The sequence below is a fragment of the Ensifer sp. 2TAB8 genome (assembly GCF_052115125.1).
Taxonomy (GTDB): Bacteria; Pseudomonadota; Alphaproteobacteria; order Rhizobiales; family Rhizobiaceae; genus Ensifer.
On record NZ_JBFRGB010000002.1, the window covers coordinates 25,796 to 40,667 of the forward strand.

Here is a 14,872-nt window from a genome sequence, read left to right on the forward strand (position 1 = left end):
TCATCTCCGACCAATGCGCCGCAGACGGTCTGTCCGGGTCGCCCAGACCCGCGTCTTTCGCTGCGCGAACAATTCCGTTCGGGCTGCGTTCATAAACAGAAGCGTTAGATAGGCTACCGATTCGGAGGTATATCCATGAGAAAGATCATTTCAATCAGCCTGATGCTCGCGTCGTTGATACCCGGCGCAGCCCTGATGCCGGGCGCTGCCCATGCTCAGGGCGTAGAGCTCTATATCGATGGCGGTGGGCCAAGATATGACGATGGCCGACGCTACTACGACGAGGACTATGGCGACGATTATTATCGCGACCGCAACTATCGCGACCGCTACTATCGCGACCGCAATTATCGTGATCGCCGCGCCGGCCGCATTTGTACCCCGCAGCGCGCTTTGGCGATAGCACGGGCCGAGGGCCTGCAGAACGCCAGAGTCGGTCGAACCACCAATCAGTGGATCGAAATCAGAGGATCGCACCGCCGCACGATCATCTTCGGCCTTCAGCCCAGCTGCCCGGTTCGCGGCTACAACAACTGGTAAAATGCATCTGCGGCTTGACGTCGACGGTTGGGGCGATCTTCGCCCCCACCCCGGTGGACGGGCCTACCTTGAGCGTCTCCAGCTGGGAACGACTGTCCGGCCGGCGCGGTGAAGATCATCAGCGCGTCCAAGGACGATACTGGCGCTCTGCGAACACCGTGACCGCGTGAAGACCCGTGCTCCCTATCGAGGCCTCGGCCACTCCCCGGTGAACTTTCCAAGCACCGTCTTGTCCCATTGCCCCCCCGGCCTTTGCCCGGCCGCGTAACCCGTTCGTCTCCTAGCGCTGCCAGACGAGCGAGCCCGCAATGGCGGCCCGCACCCCGCGCCGACAGATCGATCGCCTCTGCGCACCCGGAGCGTTGGCCGGGCGGTCCCATTCGGCGTCGAGCCCAGCGCCGCGAGATTGCGAGCGCCATGCCACACCCGAAAGATTGACCGTCTCGCATCTGTGAATTCGCTTCCCAGATGTTGCGAAACCCGCCCGGCTACCGGCCATCCGCCGCCTGACCTATCTCTCTACCCAACGGCGATGCACTTCACCGAAGCTTCGTCCCGGATCCACCAACGTAGACTTCAACGACGCAGGCACCGCCTGCCTCTTGATCAAAGGACAAGGCAATGGCACTCAAGGATATTCTTCCCGGCAAGCTCGGCTTCGGCGCAGCACCGCTCGGCAACATGTTCCGTGAAATTCCGGAACAGGAAGCGCTTGGCACCGTCGAGGCCGCCTGGAACGACGGCATTCGCTACTTCGACAACGCCCCGTTCTACGGCGCCGGCCTTGCGGAAATCCGCATGGGCGAAGCGCTCGCAGAGCGCCCGCGCGACGAATATGTCATCAGCACCAAGGTCGGCCGGGTCATCCTCGACGAGATCGAGGATGTCAGCGCCCGCGATCTCGGCGAAAAGGGCGACGTCTTCCGCTATGGCCGCCCCAACAAGATCGTCAACGACTATACCTACGACGCGACGCTGCGCTCGATCGAAGACAGCCTCAAGCGCCTGAAGACCGACCGCATCGAGATCGCCTTCGTCCACGACGTTGCCCAGGATTTCTACGGCGACGAATGGCTGAGTGTCTTCGAAACCGCGCGCAACGGCGCCTTCAAGGCGCTCGACAAGTTACGCGACGAGGGCGTGATCAAGTCTTGGGGCCTCGGCGTCAACCGGGTCGAGCCGATCGAACTGCTGCTGGCGCTCGAAGGTCCCCGGCCGGACGGCTTCCTGCTTGCCGGGCGCTACACGCTGCTTGACCATGACCGCGCCCTCCAGCGCGTCATGCCTGCGGTCGCCGAACGCGGCCTCGGCATCATCGTCGGCGGCCCCTACAGCTCGGGCGCGCTGGTTGGCGGACCGAACTTCGAATATGCCCCGGTGACGCCCGCAATCCTGCAGAAGGTGGCAAATATCAAGGCGATCGCCGACCGTCACGGCATCTCGATGAAGGCGGCAGGCCTGCAATTCGCGCTTGCCAACCCAGCGGTCGCAGCCGTCATCCCCGGCGCCAGCCAGCCGAGCCGCATCGCCGAAGACCGCGCCGCCCTCAACGAGGTCGTACCGGCCGACTTCTGGCGGGAACTCAAGTCAGCCGGCCTCGTCAACCCGGCCGCTCCGCTGCCGATCGCCGGCTAAACCAATTCCAGGAGAAGCGTGAAACGGTTTTCCGGTCGGAATTGCGACAACTCGATACCCCTGAAACCACCATCTCCGCCCGTCATCCCACGGGCGGGGAAAGCTCTGCCGGCTCCTCKGCCAGAAAGCGCTGCAGGCGGGGCACGGCAAAATCGAGGAAGGCGCGCACACGCGCCGGCAGAAGCTGGGCGCCACGAAACAGCGCATGGATATCGTCGGCCTCGGCAATCGCGCTGTCGGCCAGCACCTCCACCAGTTCGCCACGGGCGATCGGACCGCGCACGTGATAGTCGGCAATCCGCCCGATGCCGACGCCTGCCATCGCCATGCGGCGGATGGTTTCGCCGTTGTTGGTCAGAAGCGAGCCGCTCAGCATCCGCTCGACGATCCGCCCACCTTCGCGCATCGGCCACACCGGATTGGCCCGGCGAAAGTTGAAGCCGATGCAATTGTGATGAAGCAGGTCTTCCGGCGCTTCCGGCACGCCTCGCCTGGCGAGATAGGCGGGTGACGCGACAATCCGCCTCTTGGTCTCGCCGATCTTGCGCGCCACCAGATTGGAATCCGGCAGCCGCCCGACCCGGATCGCCACATCCGTCCGCTCCAGATAGAGATCGACGACTTCATCCGACAGCGAAAGGTCGATGACGATCTTCGGATAGGCTTCCCAGAAGGCGGGCAGGATCGGCTCCAGCGCCGCGGCACCGAAGCTGACGGACGAGTTCACCCGGATCAGCCCTTCGGGCTCGGCACCTCCGTGGGCAATCTGCTGTTCGGTCTCGTCGAGATCGGCAAGCAGCCGCTGGCTCCGCTCATAGTAAAACTCGCCTTCCCGGGTCAGAAGCAGCCGCCGGGTCGAGCGCTCGACCAGGCGGATGCCAAGACGCGCCTCCAGCCGCTGGATGAGCTTGGACACGGTCGACGGCGTCATCAGCAATTGCCGCGCGGCCTCCGAAAAACTGCCGGCCTCGACCACCTGGACGAACACCATCATCTCGCCTGCCCGGTTATCCATGACGCCCCCCGATTTGAATTCATAGATCTGCCGCCAGATTAGCGCTGAAAACCCACTGTGTCGCGGCGTTGCAGGCCCCCGCCGCTGCATCTGTGAATTTCCCTATCAGATCCTGGGAACCCTCACCGTCTACTGCTTCGCCGCCTGTCGTGAGATCTGTTGTCTCAAGCGAACCGTCCAGAAGCGACGGTCCAGCACAACAGGAAAAGGATCACCGAGATGTCCCACACCGTCGAAGCCAGCCTTGCCCCGCCGACCGCCGCATTCGATTTCGCGAGCCTGCGCCAGCGGGTCAGTGGTGCGCAGATCGCAACCCGGAGGCGCGCAGCACCGCCGGTCGTCGAGGCCCCGACCCCGCAGAACAACCGCCTGACGCTGCTTGCGCTGGCGCTCGGCAGCTTTGCCATCGGCACCTCGGAATTTGCCAGCATGGGCATTATCCAGCTCTTTTCTGAAGCCATGAACATCGGCGTGCCGGAAGCCACCAGCGCCATCACCGCTTACGCCTTCGGCGTCGTCATCGGCGCGCCGCTGATGACGCTGGCGGCCGCGAAAATGAACCGGCGCACGCTGCTTCTGGCGCTGATGGGGCTGTTCATCCTCGGCAACGTGCTTTCGGCGATTGCCGCAAACATGGGCATGCTGATGGTCGCCCGCTTCATCAGTGGCCTGCCGCAGGGCGCCTATTTCGGCGCCGGCGCCGTGGTCGCATCCTATGTCGTCGGCCCCGGCCAGGCCGGCAAGGCCTTTGCCATCGTGATGACCGGGCTGACGGTCGCGACCATCATCGGCTCGCCGCTCGCAACCTTCCTCGGCCAGACACTCGGATGGCGCGAAACCTATCTGGCGATCGCCGCCTTTGCCGTCCTCGCCTTCGTCGCGATCTGGGCCTGGGTACCGCGCACCAAGGCGCTTGATGGGGTTCCGGTCGTGCAGGAGCTCTCGTCGCTGCGCAAGCCAAGCGTGTGGGGCGTGATGCTGGTGGCAGCCGTCGGCATCGCCAGCATCTTCGCTGTCTACACCTTCATCGCCCCCATCGTCACCGATGTCGCTGTCCTTTCGCCCGCCATGATCCCGGTGGCGCTCGCGCTGTTCGGCATGGGCATGACGGCCGGCAACCTCGTCGGCGGCAAGCTTGCCGACCTCTATCCGGCCCGCGGTATCGTGCTCGGCTTTGCAGCCGCTCTCGCCACGCTGGCAGTGCTTGCAGTCGGCGCGGCAAACCCGTGGCTGCTCTTCCCCGCCCTCTTCGGCGTGGGTGCCGCAACCATGGCTCCGATCCCGACGATCCAGGTGCGCCTCACCCGCTTTGCTCCCGAAGCCCCGAGCCTGATGGGCGCCATGAACCTTGCCGCCCTCAACGTCGCCAATGCCGTCGGTGCCGAGGCCGGAGGTGCCGCGATCGCGGCCGGTCATGGCCTGCTCTCGGCCGTCTGGGCGGGCTTTGCCCTCACCGCTGCCGGCCTCGTTTTCTTCGGCCTCACCCTGCTGTCGAAGGAGGCTCGGCAGTAGGGCCCACATGGTCCCGGCGGTCCTGTCCCCAACCCGCCGGGCCCCACCCGCACACCTCTGTCGCCTGGCCCGCACGAGCGAAAATCAGGCGCCTCCTGCCACCAAGCCTTGAAGCCCCGCGGTGATCCGACCGCGGGGCTTTGGCGTATTCGCCGTCAAAAGTGAGGTTGCGGGCTGGAAGGGATCGGCATCTCGCGGCTGACGACGCGCGATGCGTCACGCCGCGATGCCCCTTCCATCAGGCCGGCACGAAGGGCCGCAGAGCCTCGACCAATCCCGTCGTTCCGTAACGAACCTCGCCGCCCGGCTCGACGTCGATCAGACCGCCCTTGTTGTGGGCGTCGTAAAGATCGACCAGAAGCCGGGCGGTGCTGGCGCTCAAGGCCCGTTCCAGCGCTTCCTGCCACCCGCCGCGCGGCACCGCCTTCGCGGTGATCGTGCGCCCGAGCAACTGGCTCAGGGCCACGGCCACGTCGCTGGCGCTATAGCGACGCGGTCCCTCGACATGCACAATCTGCTCTGCCGTATCCGCGCCCGGACGGCGGAGAAGCGCCGCAGCCATGCGCCCCACATCTCCGGTCGAAACGGCGGCAAAGGTCCGCTCGACCGGGTGATGCAGGCTCGGCAGAGCACCGGTTGCGATCGCCGCCGGGATGCCGCGCACCCACCCCTCCATGTGTTCGGCCGACCGCAGGAAGATCTTGGGCATGTCGAGCCGGCGAAGCCGCTCCTCGAACAGACGAAACACGGTGGGCATGCCGATATCCCCGGGCACATGGGCGCCATAGTCGGAGATCGCCAGCACGCGTTTCGGCCGCGCCTGCGCCAGCGCTTCGGCCATGCTCTCCGTGAGCGCACGCATTTCTGCTCGGGCATCCCTGGCCTTGAGTGGCGGCGGCAGGATGATCTGCACGGCCTCGGCCTCCGCGATCGCCGCGCCGAGCGCTGCCGTGTCGCGCAGATCGGCAAAGGCGATATCGCAGCCGATCGCCTGCAATGGCCCGGCCTTTGCCGCGTCGCGCAGCACCGCCCGCACCGGCAGCTTCGCCGCGCGCAGTGCCGACGCCGTTGATGCCCCGACCTTTCCGGCCGCTCCGAGAATGACGAACATGATCTCTTTTCCTTGCTGAAGACGGGCAAGGACTAGGGATCAGGCGGACCCCGGTCGCACAGATTCAGCCAGGATTTTGCAGCTTCGGTCAGATTTCGCTGGCGCGCCGCATGATTGCACCCGGCGTCTCGCCGAGAAGTCGGCGCATGGTCGAGGCCATATGGCTTTGATGAGAAAAGCCCGCGGCGACCGCGATCTCGCTTGCCGGCATCGTCGTCGTGGTCATCAGCGCACGAGCAAATTCCACACGGCGGCGGATCACATATTGATGCACCGGCAGGCCGGTGCTGTTGCGAAACAGGACCTTCAGCCGCGTGGCGCTCAAGCCCGCGACCGCCGCGACATCGGCGAGATGCAGCCGCTGGTCCAGATGGGTCTCGATGTACTCGGTCAGCACCCGCAATTGCCGCGCCGAGAGCTTGGGTTCACTGCGCCCTTCCGCCCGCGCGCCGCCGGTCGCGGTCTCGATCAGCCGCACGGCCAGCGCATTGGCGAGAAGGTCGACATAGAGCGGATCGGACGGCGTCTCTGCTTCGAGGTCCGCCTTGATCGCCCAGCCGATCGCCTCGAGCCTGATATCGCGCACCTGCATCTGCGGCAGCAGCTCGACGCTCCCCCGCCCGAGATCCGCCGCCACGCCATCGAGCAGCGAACGCGAGAAACTCAGCCTGAGGATCCGGCAGTCCGCATCATCCTCCCAGGACCCGTCGACGCCCGCCGGCACGATGTCGATATCCCCCGGCTTCTGCACCCGGCGCATGCGACGCCCGCCATAGCGACAATCGGCGTTGACCGGCGGGCCGAAATGCATGCCCAGCCGATGCATTTCGCCGCCGGGCACATCGACCCGCCCGCGGGGAATATGGATGAAATCCGCGGCAAGCCCGCGCCACGCTCTGCCGGCGCTGGTCAACAGCACTTGCGGCGTCTGGATTGCGGAAAGTGTCATGATCTGTCGCGGCTCTGATCCGGGTGTGCGGACGCCATGCTATGTCCCAAACGGTCGCTTAACAACCACTGGCACGAGGCTGCGTATGACAAAGGATCAGAACGGATTGATGTAGTTGGCGATCGCGATCTGGCGCAGGAGAACCCGGCGGATCACATGCGCCGCCTTCACCCGGTCGGTAAAGATCGCCGCATCTCCCGCAGCACCGGCGGGCAGCCGTGCGGCGAAGGCCTGGTCGTCGAGCTTCACCCGCACGACGAAGGGTGCGGCCGCGACCGCCTCCGGCGTTACCGCCGTGCCGGAGACGCGCGCCTGCCCGGAGGCGATTGCCTGCAGCACGCCTTCGACCTGGCCGGTATAGGTCTCGCCGGGCGCGAACTTGAACGTCGCCTCCACCCTCTGGCCGGGCTCGATGTAGCGCGCGTCGATCTGGTTGATCTCCACCCCGATGATCGTCTCGGACGTATCGATGAAGGCCATCGCCGGTGACAGCGGCAGGGTTGCGACCCGCGCGCCCTTGCGGAGCGCAAGATTGGTCACATAGCCATCGGCGGGCGCGCGGACCGTCGTCTTGCCGAGCTCCCATTCGGCATTGGTAATCTGCGCCTTCAGATTGTCGACATCCGCCTGGCGCTGCTGCACGTCGAATTCGGTCGCGGCGTCGCGCGATTGCAGCTTCGTCATCTGCGAAAGCCGGAGCTCCTGCAGCGACAGCTGGGCCTGCAGCGCATCCACCTTCGCCTTGTAGGGCACGGGATCGATGCGGAAGAGCACGTCGCCGGCCTTCAGCGGACTGTTGGAAGCGACCGGCACCTCCAGCACCTCGCCGGCGACATCGGGCACGATCGCCACGGAATTGCGCACCACCAGCGCCTTGCCCTGCGGCGCGCCCCAGTTCATCGGGATGAAAAGGCCGATGAGGAGCAGCAGGAACACGATCGCCGGCGAGACCTTCCAGAAGAGGTTGAAAGGCACGATCCTGAATTTCACCAGGCAGAAGAGGATGGCCAGATAGACATTGAGCAGGACAACGATCATGGCTGGCCCGCCTCGCTCGATAGGCCCCCATTTGTATGCGCCTCATGCGCGCGCGGCACATCCACATAGGCCCAGACGAGCGCGATCGGCCACAGTGCGAAACCGAGGAACAGCGTCACCCAGCCGGCGACATTCACAGCCTCGGCCCATGGGTGATTGCGACGCCTCGCGATCGACCCCGGCAGCATGGCGAGAAACACGAGGACCGCGACCGTGCTCGCCACGAGCACGATCAGCACGATCCAGGCGAAAAGATCGATGAAGCTCATGACGTTTCGCTCCCCTTCTTAAGAGGAAGGCTAGCTCTGGAGACCTCGCGCACGGAAGTACGTAACGGTTACCATCCGCGCCGCATGGGCCAGTGAACGACAGCGCGCCTCAGCCGAGTTCACCACCATCCAGCGGATAGACCGGACGTCGCACGCGCTTGTATGTCCGCGCGCCGATATTGGCGCTGCTCAGGCCATCGCCGTCGATCTCGACGACCTCGGACGCGATCGGGCCGAAGGCGGCGCGGAAATGCTGCTGCGATTTGACGACGACGATCTGGTAATCGGAAGGCTCGATGCCGACGGCGCGGAAGAGGTTGCGGTCGAGCATCTGCTGGCGTTCGCTGCAGATGAGGATGTCGATGCCTTCGACATGAAAGCGCACGCTCGGCCCCATCGTCGCCGGCAGACCCTGAAACATCGGACCCTCGAACACGATCCTGCCGTCCGAGATCGCCTCCACCCTGCCCCGGACCCTAATCGGCCCGCCGCCGACGGCGGGGTCGATCTTGCAGCCGAGCGTCACTTCGCGCGTCGCACCGGTGCCAGCGGCGATCAGCTCGCCCACGACCTCCGGGTCGCAGAGCGCGCCGAAGGCGGCGCTTCGGACGCCGATCTCCAGCAGCCGCGCGAGCATGCAGGTGGAATCGCTATAGGCGCCGCAGCCGGGATTGTCGGAAAAATCGGCGATCACCAGCGGCCCGGCGCGATCTTTCGCTGAATGTGCCTCGACGATGCCGGGCAGCGCGTCAAGTGGCAGTTGCACATCCTGGTGCTCGCGCCGGTCCCAGATCTCGCGGCAGAGACGCTCGGCCTCGGCTTCCGCGTCTTCGGCCGCCACTCGATTACGGTCGTAGCAGATGACGGCCGAGGGGCCGGTGTTGAAGATATCGGCATCGTAGAAGCCGGCATTGATCGAGGTCGCGAGCATGCCGTCGCGTGCCGCGATCCCGTCGGCGATGTCGAGAATCTCGGTCATGGCGCAGGCATGGGTCGTGCGCCCGTCGTTGCAGCCGTTCAGCATCGGCGGCTGGCGGATGGCGAGCGCCGGGCGGATTTCGCCGCGCATGGCGCGGTTCAAGAGCGCGCCGGCCTTGTGGGCGCATTCGGCCATGTCGACATGCGGATAGGTGCGGAAGGAGACGGCGATATCGAGCAGGCCGGCCATCTCCGGCGCCGAATTGGCATGCAGGTCGAAGGTCGCGGCGATCGGCAGATCCGGCCCGACGATACCGCGCACCACCTCCAGCAACTGGATCTGCGCATCATCAGCCGTCTCCGTGCACATGGCGCCGTGGAAGACGATGAAGACGCCGTCGAGCTTTTCGCCTTCAAGCGCGCTTTGGAGATCGGCGACGAAGCGCTGTCGCATCGCCTCCTCTATCCTGCCGCCGGGCTCGGCCCGCGCCGCCACGGTATAGACCGGCTGCCAGCCATAGCGCTCGCAGCAGTCGATGAAACCGCCGATCTCCGAATTGGTGCCGCGGCAATGGCTTTCGATCTCGGCGCCGACGAAATAGTGGCACGCCTCGAAATCGCGAAACCCGGTTTTGAGCTTCGAAAACGTATTGGTTTCCTGGTTGAATTCGAGAATGGCGACCCTGAAGCTCATCGCATGCACTTTCATTTTCGGATTGGAGAAGGAGACGGGCGCCGGGGAAAACGCGAAACCCCGGCGCCGCGCCTGTCCACCGGCCGCACGATGCGTCGAACGCATAGCGCGACCGGCGAATTCTGGGTGGAGTTGGACTTGGATCCGCGGTGGCCACTCACGGCACCTTGGAAGAGACGCCCCTCACGCATCTTTCGAGGAGGTTGCCCCTCTCCTCGGGTTGAACCCGAGGACTAACCCACTCCCCGCAGGCGGGCAGTGGGAACGAGTTCAGCGGCCTTCCCCTTCACCTGGGGCATGCCTCCCGACGGAGGCACAGCAAGACCGCCGAGAGTGGAGCGAGCGGATGCCACACTGTCCCTTCTCCCGCCAATCCGGGAGAAGGTGGCCGGCAGGCCGGATGAGGGGCAGAACCTCAAACTTCGGCAGGCAGGGCCGCAAAGCTCAGCGGAAATACTCGCTCGTAGTCTTCGGCTTCGCCATGATGTCGAAGTCGAAATACTGCTTGCGGATCCTGTCGTAGGTGCCGTTTTCCATGATCGTCTTCAGGCCGGCATTGAGCTTGGCGAGAAGCGCCGCGTCGCCCTTGCGCACCGCCATGGCGTTACCCTCGGCCGTGTCGAGCACGAAGCTCTCGCCGACAAAGGCGCAGCAGCCGCTTTCTTCCTTGGCGAGCCACTCGGTAAAGGCCATCTGCCCTTCGAGGATCAGGTCCAGCCGGCCGTTCTCCATGTCGAGAAACACTTCGCTCATCGTCGGATAGAGCTTCACTTCGCTATCCGGAAAGAACTGCTGCAGCGCCTCGACCGCGACCGAGCCGGACTGCGTGCCGATCACCTTGCCCTTCAGCGCCTCAGGCGAGATGTCCTTGAGGCCGAGATCCTTGCGGGCGACGAACCGCATGGCGTTGAAGTAATAGGGGTTGGTGAAGTCGACCTGCGTCTTGCGATCCGGATTGATCGCCATCGAGGCGATCATCACGTCGAACTTCTTGGCCTGAAGCGCAGGGATGATTCCCGCCCACTCGTTGGTGCTCCAGACGCAGTCCACCTTGATTTCGGCGCAGACCGCCTGGCCGATATCGTAGTCGAAACCTTTGATCTCGCCGGCCGCAGTCACATAGTTGAACGGCGCGTAATCGCCCTCGGTGCCGATCGCCAGCGTTTCGGCGCTGGCGGTGCCGACCATAAACAGCGTGGCAATGACCGATGCGGCCATGAACTTCTTTATCATCTCGTTCCCTCTGTCGTTCCTTTCGGCCGGACAGGAAGCCTCAACCGCAATGACATTCGGGTCGCACCCGACATGCCCATCTGCGCGAAACTGCCTGGATTTTCGGCCGATTTCAGTTTTCGTTTTGCTTTATTATGCTTCGACAATGCGCAAGACGGCCGTCCTTCGCAATGTGAAAGAAATCATTCCAGACATCGAAAAAATTCATGCTAGGCTGCCGGCGATCCAGAACCCGGAGAAGCGGATGCGTGATCTGCCGAGCCTCAAATCCCTGCGCGCCTTCGAGGCGGCCGCGCGCAATGGCAGCCTGACGGCGGCCGCCGACGAACTCTGCATCGGCCAGGGCGCGATCAGCCACCAGATCCGCAACCTGGAGCTCAACCTCGGCCTTCGGGTCTTCGTCAGAAAGCAGCACGGCGTCGAACTGACGCCGGAGGGCGGGCTGCTCTACGCCTCCTGCCAGCGCGCCTTCGACGATCTCGAAGGCGTCGTCCAGCACATCCGCCCACGCACGAGCGACAAGATCCTGCGGGTGCGGGTCGGGCCGTTTTTCTCGATGAAGGTGATCGCGCCGCGCATCTCGGAGTTCCTCGCCGCCAATCCCGGGGTGCAGATCCACCTTTCCCACCTCGAAACCATCACCGCCGGCACCGGCCCGGCCGACGTGATCATCAACTACTGCCTGCAGCCGCCGCCCGGCCGCTTCGCCCGCAAGCTGTTGCGCGAACGTCTGGTACCCGTCTGCGGCCGCGAACTCTGGCAGAGGCAGCAGGACAAGCGGGCGCTGCTTTCCGGCAACCGGCTGCACTACCGCGCATTGTCGGAATGGCAAAGCTGGATCACCTCCTCGGGTCTGGCGCTGCCGCGCAGCCACCAGGACCTGATCTTCGACGACCAGCACATCATTCTGGAGGCGGTGAAGGAGGGCCAGGGCGTGGCGCTGATCGACCGCACCATGGTGGAATACGAGTTGAAGACCGGCCAGATCTGCCTGGTGCACGACCACTTCTACGAACCGGCCGAAACCTACCAGTTTGTCTGCCAGGAGGAACTGTTGCGCACCAAACCGGTGACGAAAAGTTTTCTCAACTGGCTGATCGCGGAGATCGAGGAGCGCGAGCGGCAGATCAGCGACGACAAGGTGGCCTGACGCACCCTTACCGGAGCCGTTGAACCATTGGGACGTTCCAACCGTTTGAGCGGAAAACAAAACCTGACCCGGGAGAACAATCCGATGGAAGCAGCCGTAAGGTCCCTGTTCGCACGCTACGAAAAGTCATTCAAACGCGCACTCGCGGGCGAGATAGAGCTCGAGGAGGTCGCAAACCTCTACGCCTCGGATTTCATTGCCGCCTCCCCGGCAGGCGTAAATTCGGGCAAGAACGACGATCGCCTGCTTGACGTCATGGCCAAGGGCTACGCGCACTACCGGGCGATTGGAACCAAGGCGATGAAGCTTCGCGGTCTCCGCCTTTCGCCGATCGACGATTGCCATTGCCTCGCCCACGCCGCCTGGACCGCCACCTATGCCCGCAAGGATTAACCGGACACGGCGATAGAGTTCGAGGTCCACTATCTCGTGCAGGTGCTTAGCGGAGAAGCCAAGGTCTTCGGCTGGATTTCCGGCAACGAGCAGGCACTGCTGAAAGAGCACGGCATCATCTGACATCCGCTGCCGGTGGCGCGCCGGCAGCGACGATGGTGAGAACCTCACCCCGCATGCTGCGCGCCATGCGCATGGATCACCGCATCCGCCTCCTTGCCGTAGAGCTCCTCGAAATGGTCGAAGCTCTTGGAGAAGTAGCCGATCCCTTGTGTGGCCGCCCTTAGCGCCCGGGCGAGATCGTCGAGCGCCGATCCCGGCACCAGGGCGCGAAAGATGTCCCAGCCCTTGGCGGTCTCGTCGCGGTCGAAGCCGAGCACCTGGCCCTTGTAGGTGGAGACGATCGGCACCAGGCTGCCGGAATAGATCGAGGGGATGTGGATCTCGATGCGGATGACCGGTTGCATCAGCACGGCTGAAGCCTGCGACAGCGCCTGGCGCACGCCCATCTTGGCGGCCGCGCGGAAGGCGAAGTCGTTGCTGTCGACCGAATGGTGCTGGCCGTCGGTCAAGGTCACGCCGACATCGATCACCTGAAAGCCGAGCGGGCCCTTCTCCATCGCCTCGCGGGCGCCGGCCTCGATCGCCGGGATGAAGTTGCGCGGCACCGCCCCGCCTTTCACCGTCTCGGCAAAGGAGAAGCCGGCCCCGCGCTCGTTCGGGTGCACGCTGAGCTTGACGTCGGCGAACTGCCCGACGCCGCCCGTCTGCTTGCGGTGTCGATAGTGCACGTCGGAAGGTTTCAGCACCGTCTCGCGATAGGTCGGGCTCGGCGACTTGTCGGTGACGCCGACATGGAAGACGTCGGCGAGCGTCTTGCAGAGATCGCGCAGATGCATCGGACCCTGCACGCAGACGAGCTGCGCGCCCGTTCCCTCCTCCTGCATGACCGCAAGCCCGCGGTCCGTCTCGGCGAGCTTGGCGAGCGTGCCGGAAAGCTTGGTCTCGTCGCGCTCGCTGTCGGGCACCAATATGCGCTCCAGCATCGGCGTCGGCGGCACCGTCCAGTCCGGCGCCTCGGCGGTCGCATTGGCGGCAAGCAGCGCCGGCACCGGCAGGTGCTCGGATTTCACCGCCGCGATGATCGCGCCCGCCTCTGGCGTTGCGTTCGGCAGCGGCTTTCCGGTTGCCGGGTCCTGCAGCGAGCCGAGGCTGCCGCCGCCGAGCGTCGAGCCCTGCTTGATCCCCGATGTCAGCGCCCTCACCAGCACGGTCTTGCCGACATTGGCGCGGTGGTAAGCGTGGAAGCTCACGGCGGAAAGCGCTGCCTCGGCCATCGGGCCGGCCGCCGCCAGTCTTTTTCGCAGCGCCTCGACATCAGGCGCCTCGTGGCGCAGCGCCTTCATCAGCCGCAGGATGCCATTGGCGTGGCTCGCAGAGCCGACGAGCACCGGAATGATCCGGTTTTCCTTCAAGAGCCGCGTGGAGATCGCATAGATCGTGTCGCTCGCCGGCGCCCGATCCTCGATCAGTTCTTCGAGCAGCCAGTCGTCGAATTCGGAGAAATGTTCGAGAAGCTCGGCGCGCGCCTCCTTCTCCCGCTCCATCACCGTATCGGGTATCTCGACCAGCGCCGAAGTCTGCCCTTCACGGTAGCGCCAGGCACGCTCGGAGATCAGGTCGCAGGTGCCGACGATCTTGTCGCCTTCGCGGATCGGCACCTGGCGCAACAGCAGCATGTGGCCGGAATAGTCCTGCAGCGCCGCGATCACGTCGCGCAGCCGCGCCCGCGGCTCGTCCATGCGGTTGATGAAGAGAATGCAGGGCGTGCCCGAAGCCTCGATGACCTTGAGGTAGGGGGCCGCCAGCACCGCCTCCTCCGGCGTCGGCGAGACACAGAGCACACAGGCGTCGCTGGCGATCAGCGCATGCTGCGCATGGCCCAGCGCCTCGGTTCCGCCGGGCGCATCCAGCGCGCACCAGGGTTCGCCGCCAAACTCGAATTCCGTGAGGTTCAGTCCATAGGGTGAAACAGCTTTTCTGGAGGCCCCCTCCAAACCGGCCAGCTTTTCTACCAGCGTGGTCTTTCCGGTCTGTGAGGGCCCAAGTACCGTGAAGCAGCGCATCGGCGATCCTCCCCTGTCGCGATTGACATGCAGCAGATCAAAGGACTACGGCGACCTTTGCGCGCCTGATGAAGACGCGGTGCCGTAGAGGCGCCGAGCGTTACGACACCCTTCCCTCTATTAATTCTAGGGCAGCTTTTGCGCTTTCAATGGCTGTGCGCAAAATCGGCACAGATCCGGCGCCCGCCGCCGCATTTATCGGCTTCGTTCGGCGTCAAATCCGATTGTTTATTCAAACCGGTTGTGAAATTATATCATTTATCGAGATCGACAATCGAAAGCGTGGCGC

The 14,872-nt window shown here is 64.5% G+C and carries 12 protein-coding genes and 1 pseudogene; 5 read left to right on the forward strand and 8 right to left on the reverse strand.

Annotation, left to right across the window (positions count from 1 at the left end; genetic code table 11):
* The first annotated feature begins 135 nt into the window (after positions 1-135).
* Together AB4Z53_RS05820 and AB4Z53_RS05825 are read left to right on the forward strand one after the other, a co-directional pair.
* Positions 136-540 carry a hypothetical protein gene (locus tag AB4Z53_RS05820; protein ID WP_113540467.1) on the forward strand — a complete coding sequence of 135 codons (405 nt, stop codon included), beginning with the start codon at positions 136-138 and terminating at the stop codon, positions 538-540.
* Between the two features lie 621 nt (positions 541-1,161).
* Positions 1,162-2,175 (forward strand): aldo/keto reductase, encoded by a 1,014-nt coding sequence (locus tag AB4Z53_RS05825; protein WP_441595248.1) that lies wholly within the window; start codon positions 1,162-1,164, stop codon positions 2,173-2,175.
* 82 nt (positions 2,176-2,257) lie between these two features.
* Here AB4Z53_RS05825 and AB4Z53_RS05830 read toward each other — a convergent pair whose 3' ends face one another.
* Entirely contained in the window at positions 2,258-3,190 is a 933-nt protein-coding gene (locus tag AB4Z53_RS05830; protein WP_441595249.1) for a LysR family transcriptional regulator, read from the reverse strand.
* A gap of 219 nt (positions 3,191-3,409) precedes the next feature.
* Between AB4Z53_RS05830 and AB4Z53_RS05835 the strand changes: the two genes are divergently transcribed.
* Positions 3,410-4,702 carry an MFS transporter gene (locus tag AB4Z53_RS05835; RefSeq protein WP_441595250.1) on the forward strand — a complete coding sequence of 431 codons (1,293 nt, stop codon included), beginning with the start codon at positions 3,410-3,412 and terminating at the stop codon, positions 4,700-4,702.
* A gap of 238 nt (positions 4,703-4,940) precedes the next feature.
* Here the strand turns inward: AB4Z53_RS05835 and AB4Z53_RS05840 are convergent, their stop codons facing one another.
* From AB4Z53_RS05840 to AB4Z53_RS05865, 6 genes are all read right to left on the reverse strand, one after another.
* Positions 4,941-5,813, reverse strand: a complete 873-nt coding sequence (locus AB4Z53_RS05840) for an NAD(P)H-binding protein (RefSeq protein WP_441595251.1) — start codon at positions 5,811-5,813, stop codon at positions 4,941-4,943.
* 88 nt (positions 5,814-5,901) lie between these two features.
* The gene (locus AB4Z53_RS05845) at positions 5,902-6,762 is read right to left on the reverse strand and encodes a helix-turn-helix transcriptional regulator (RefSeq protein ID WP_441595252.1); all 861 of its coding nucleotides are present in this window, start codon (positions 6,760-6,762) and stop codon (positions 5,902-5,904) included.
* A gap of 96 nt (positions 6,763-6,858) precedes the next feature.
* Positions 6,859-7,800, reverse strand: coding sequence for an HlyD family secretion protein (locus AB4Z53_RS05850; protein ID WP_291150619.1), 942 nt, complete (start codon positions 7,798-7,800; stop codon positions 6,859-6,861).
* Complete coding sequence (locus AB4Z53_RS05855; protein WP_113539024.1) at positions 7,797-8,069, reverse strand: DUF3302 domain-containing protein; 273 nt, start codon at positions 8,067-8,069, stop codon at positions 7,797-7,799. Before AB4Z53_RS05855 ends, AB4Z53_RS05850 begins: the two co-directional genes overlap by 4 nt.
* 109 nt (positions 8,070-8,178) lie before the next feature.
* A complete protein-coding gene (locus AB4Z53_RS05860; RefSeq protein WP_291150615.1) occupies positions 8,179-9,681 on the reverse strand; it encodes a M81 family metallopeptidase in 1,503 nt (500 codons plus the stop codon).
* Between the two features lie 444 nt (positions 9,682-10,125).
* Positions 10,126-10,914, reverse strand: coding sequence for a transporter substrate-binding domain-containing protein (locus tag AB4Z53_RS05865; RefSeq protein WP_441595253.1), 789 nt, complete (start codon positions 10,912-10,914; stop codon positions 10,126-10,128).
* Between the two features lie 244 nt (positions 10,915-11,158).
* Between AB4Z53_RS05865 and AB4Z53_RS05870 the strand changes: the two genes are divergently transcribed.
* On the forward strand, positions 11,159-12,064 hold the full coding sequence (locus AB4Z53_RS05870) for a LysR family transcriptional regulator (protein WP_441595254.1): 906 nt from the start codon (positions 11,159-11,161) through the stop codon (positions 12,062-12,064).
* An 84-nt stretch (positions 12,065-12,148) separates the two neighbouring features.
* Positions 12,149-12,580: pseudogene (locus AB4Z53_RS05875) on the forward strand (nuclear transport factor 2 family protein).
* 44 nt (positions 12,581-12,624) lie between these two features.
* On the opposite strand, the gene AB4Z53_RS05880 reads toward AB4Z53_RS05875, so the two are convergent.
* On the reverse strand, positions 12,625-14,583 hold the full coding sequence (locus AB4Z53_RS05880; RefSeq protein ID WP_441595255.1) for an elongation factor G: 1,959 nt from the start codon (positions 14,581-14,583) through the stop codon (positions 12,625-12,627).
* Between the last annotated feature and the right edge of the window lie 289 nt (positions 14,584-14,872).

Coding starts and splice junctions, on each gene's coding strand:
- AB4Z53_RS05840 (WP_441595251.1), bottom strand. CDS start 5,813: ATGTTCGTCATTCTCGGAGCGGCCGGAAAGGTCGGGGCATCAACGGCG.
- AB4Z53_RS05845 (WP_441595252.1), bottom strand. CDS start 6,762: ATGACACTTTCCGCAATCCAGACGCCGCAAGTGCTGTTGACCAGCGCC.
- AB4Z53_RS05850 (WP_291150619.1), bottom strand. CDS start 7,800: ATGATCGTTGTCCTGCTCAATGTCTATCTGGCCATCCTCTTCTGCCTG.
- AB4Z53_RS05860 (WP_291150615.1), bottom strand. CDS start 9,681: ATGAGCTTCAGGGTCGCCATTCTCGAATTCAACCAGGAAACCAATACG.
- AB4Z53_RS05865 (WP_441595253.1), bottom strand. CDS start 10,914: ATGATAAAGAAGTTCATGGCCGCATCGGTCATTGCCACGCTGTTTATG.
- AB4Z53_RS05880 (WP_441595255.1), bottom strand. CDS start 14,583: ATGCGCTGCTTCACGGTACTTGGGCCCTCACAGACCGGAAAGACCACG.
- AB4Z53_RS05855 (WP_113539024.1), bottom strand. CDS start 8,069: ATGAGCTTCATCGATCTTTTCGCCTGGATCGTGCTGATCGTGCTCGTG.
- AB4Z53_RS05820 (WP_113540467.1), top strand. CDS start 136: ATGAGAAAGATCATTTCAATCAGCCTGATGCTCGCGTCGTTGATACCC.
- AB4Z53_RS05870 (WP_441595254.1), top strand. CDS start 11,159: ATGCGTGATCTGCCGAGCCTCAAATCCCTGCGCGCCTTCGAGGCGGCC.
- AB4Z53_RS05825 (WP_441595248.1), top strand. CDS start 1,162: ATGGCACTCAAGGATATTCTTCCCGGCAAGCTCGGCTTCGGCGCAGCA.
- AB4Z53_RS05835 (WP_441595250.1), top strand. CDS start 3,410: ATGTCCCACACCGTCGAAGCCAGCCTTGCCCCGCCGACCGCCGCATTC.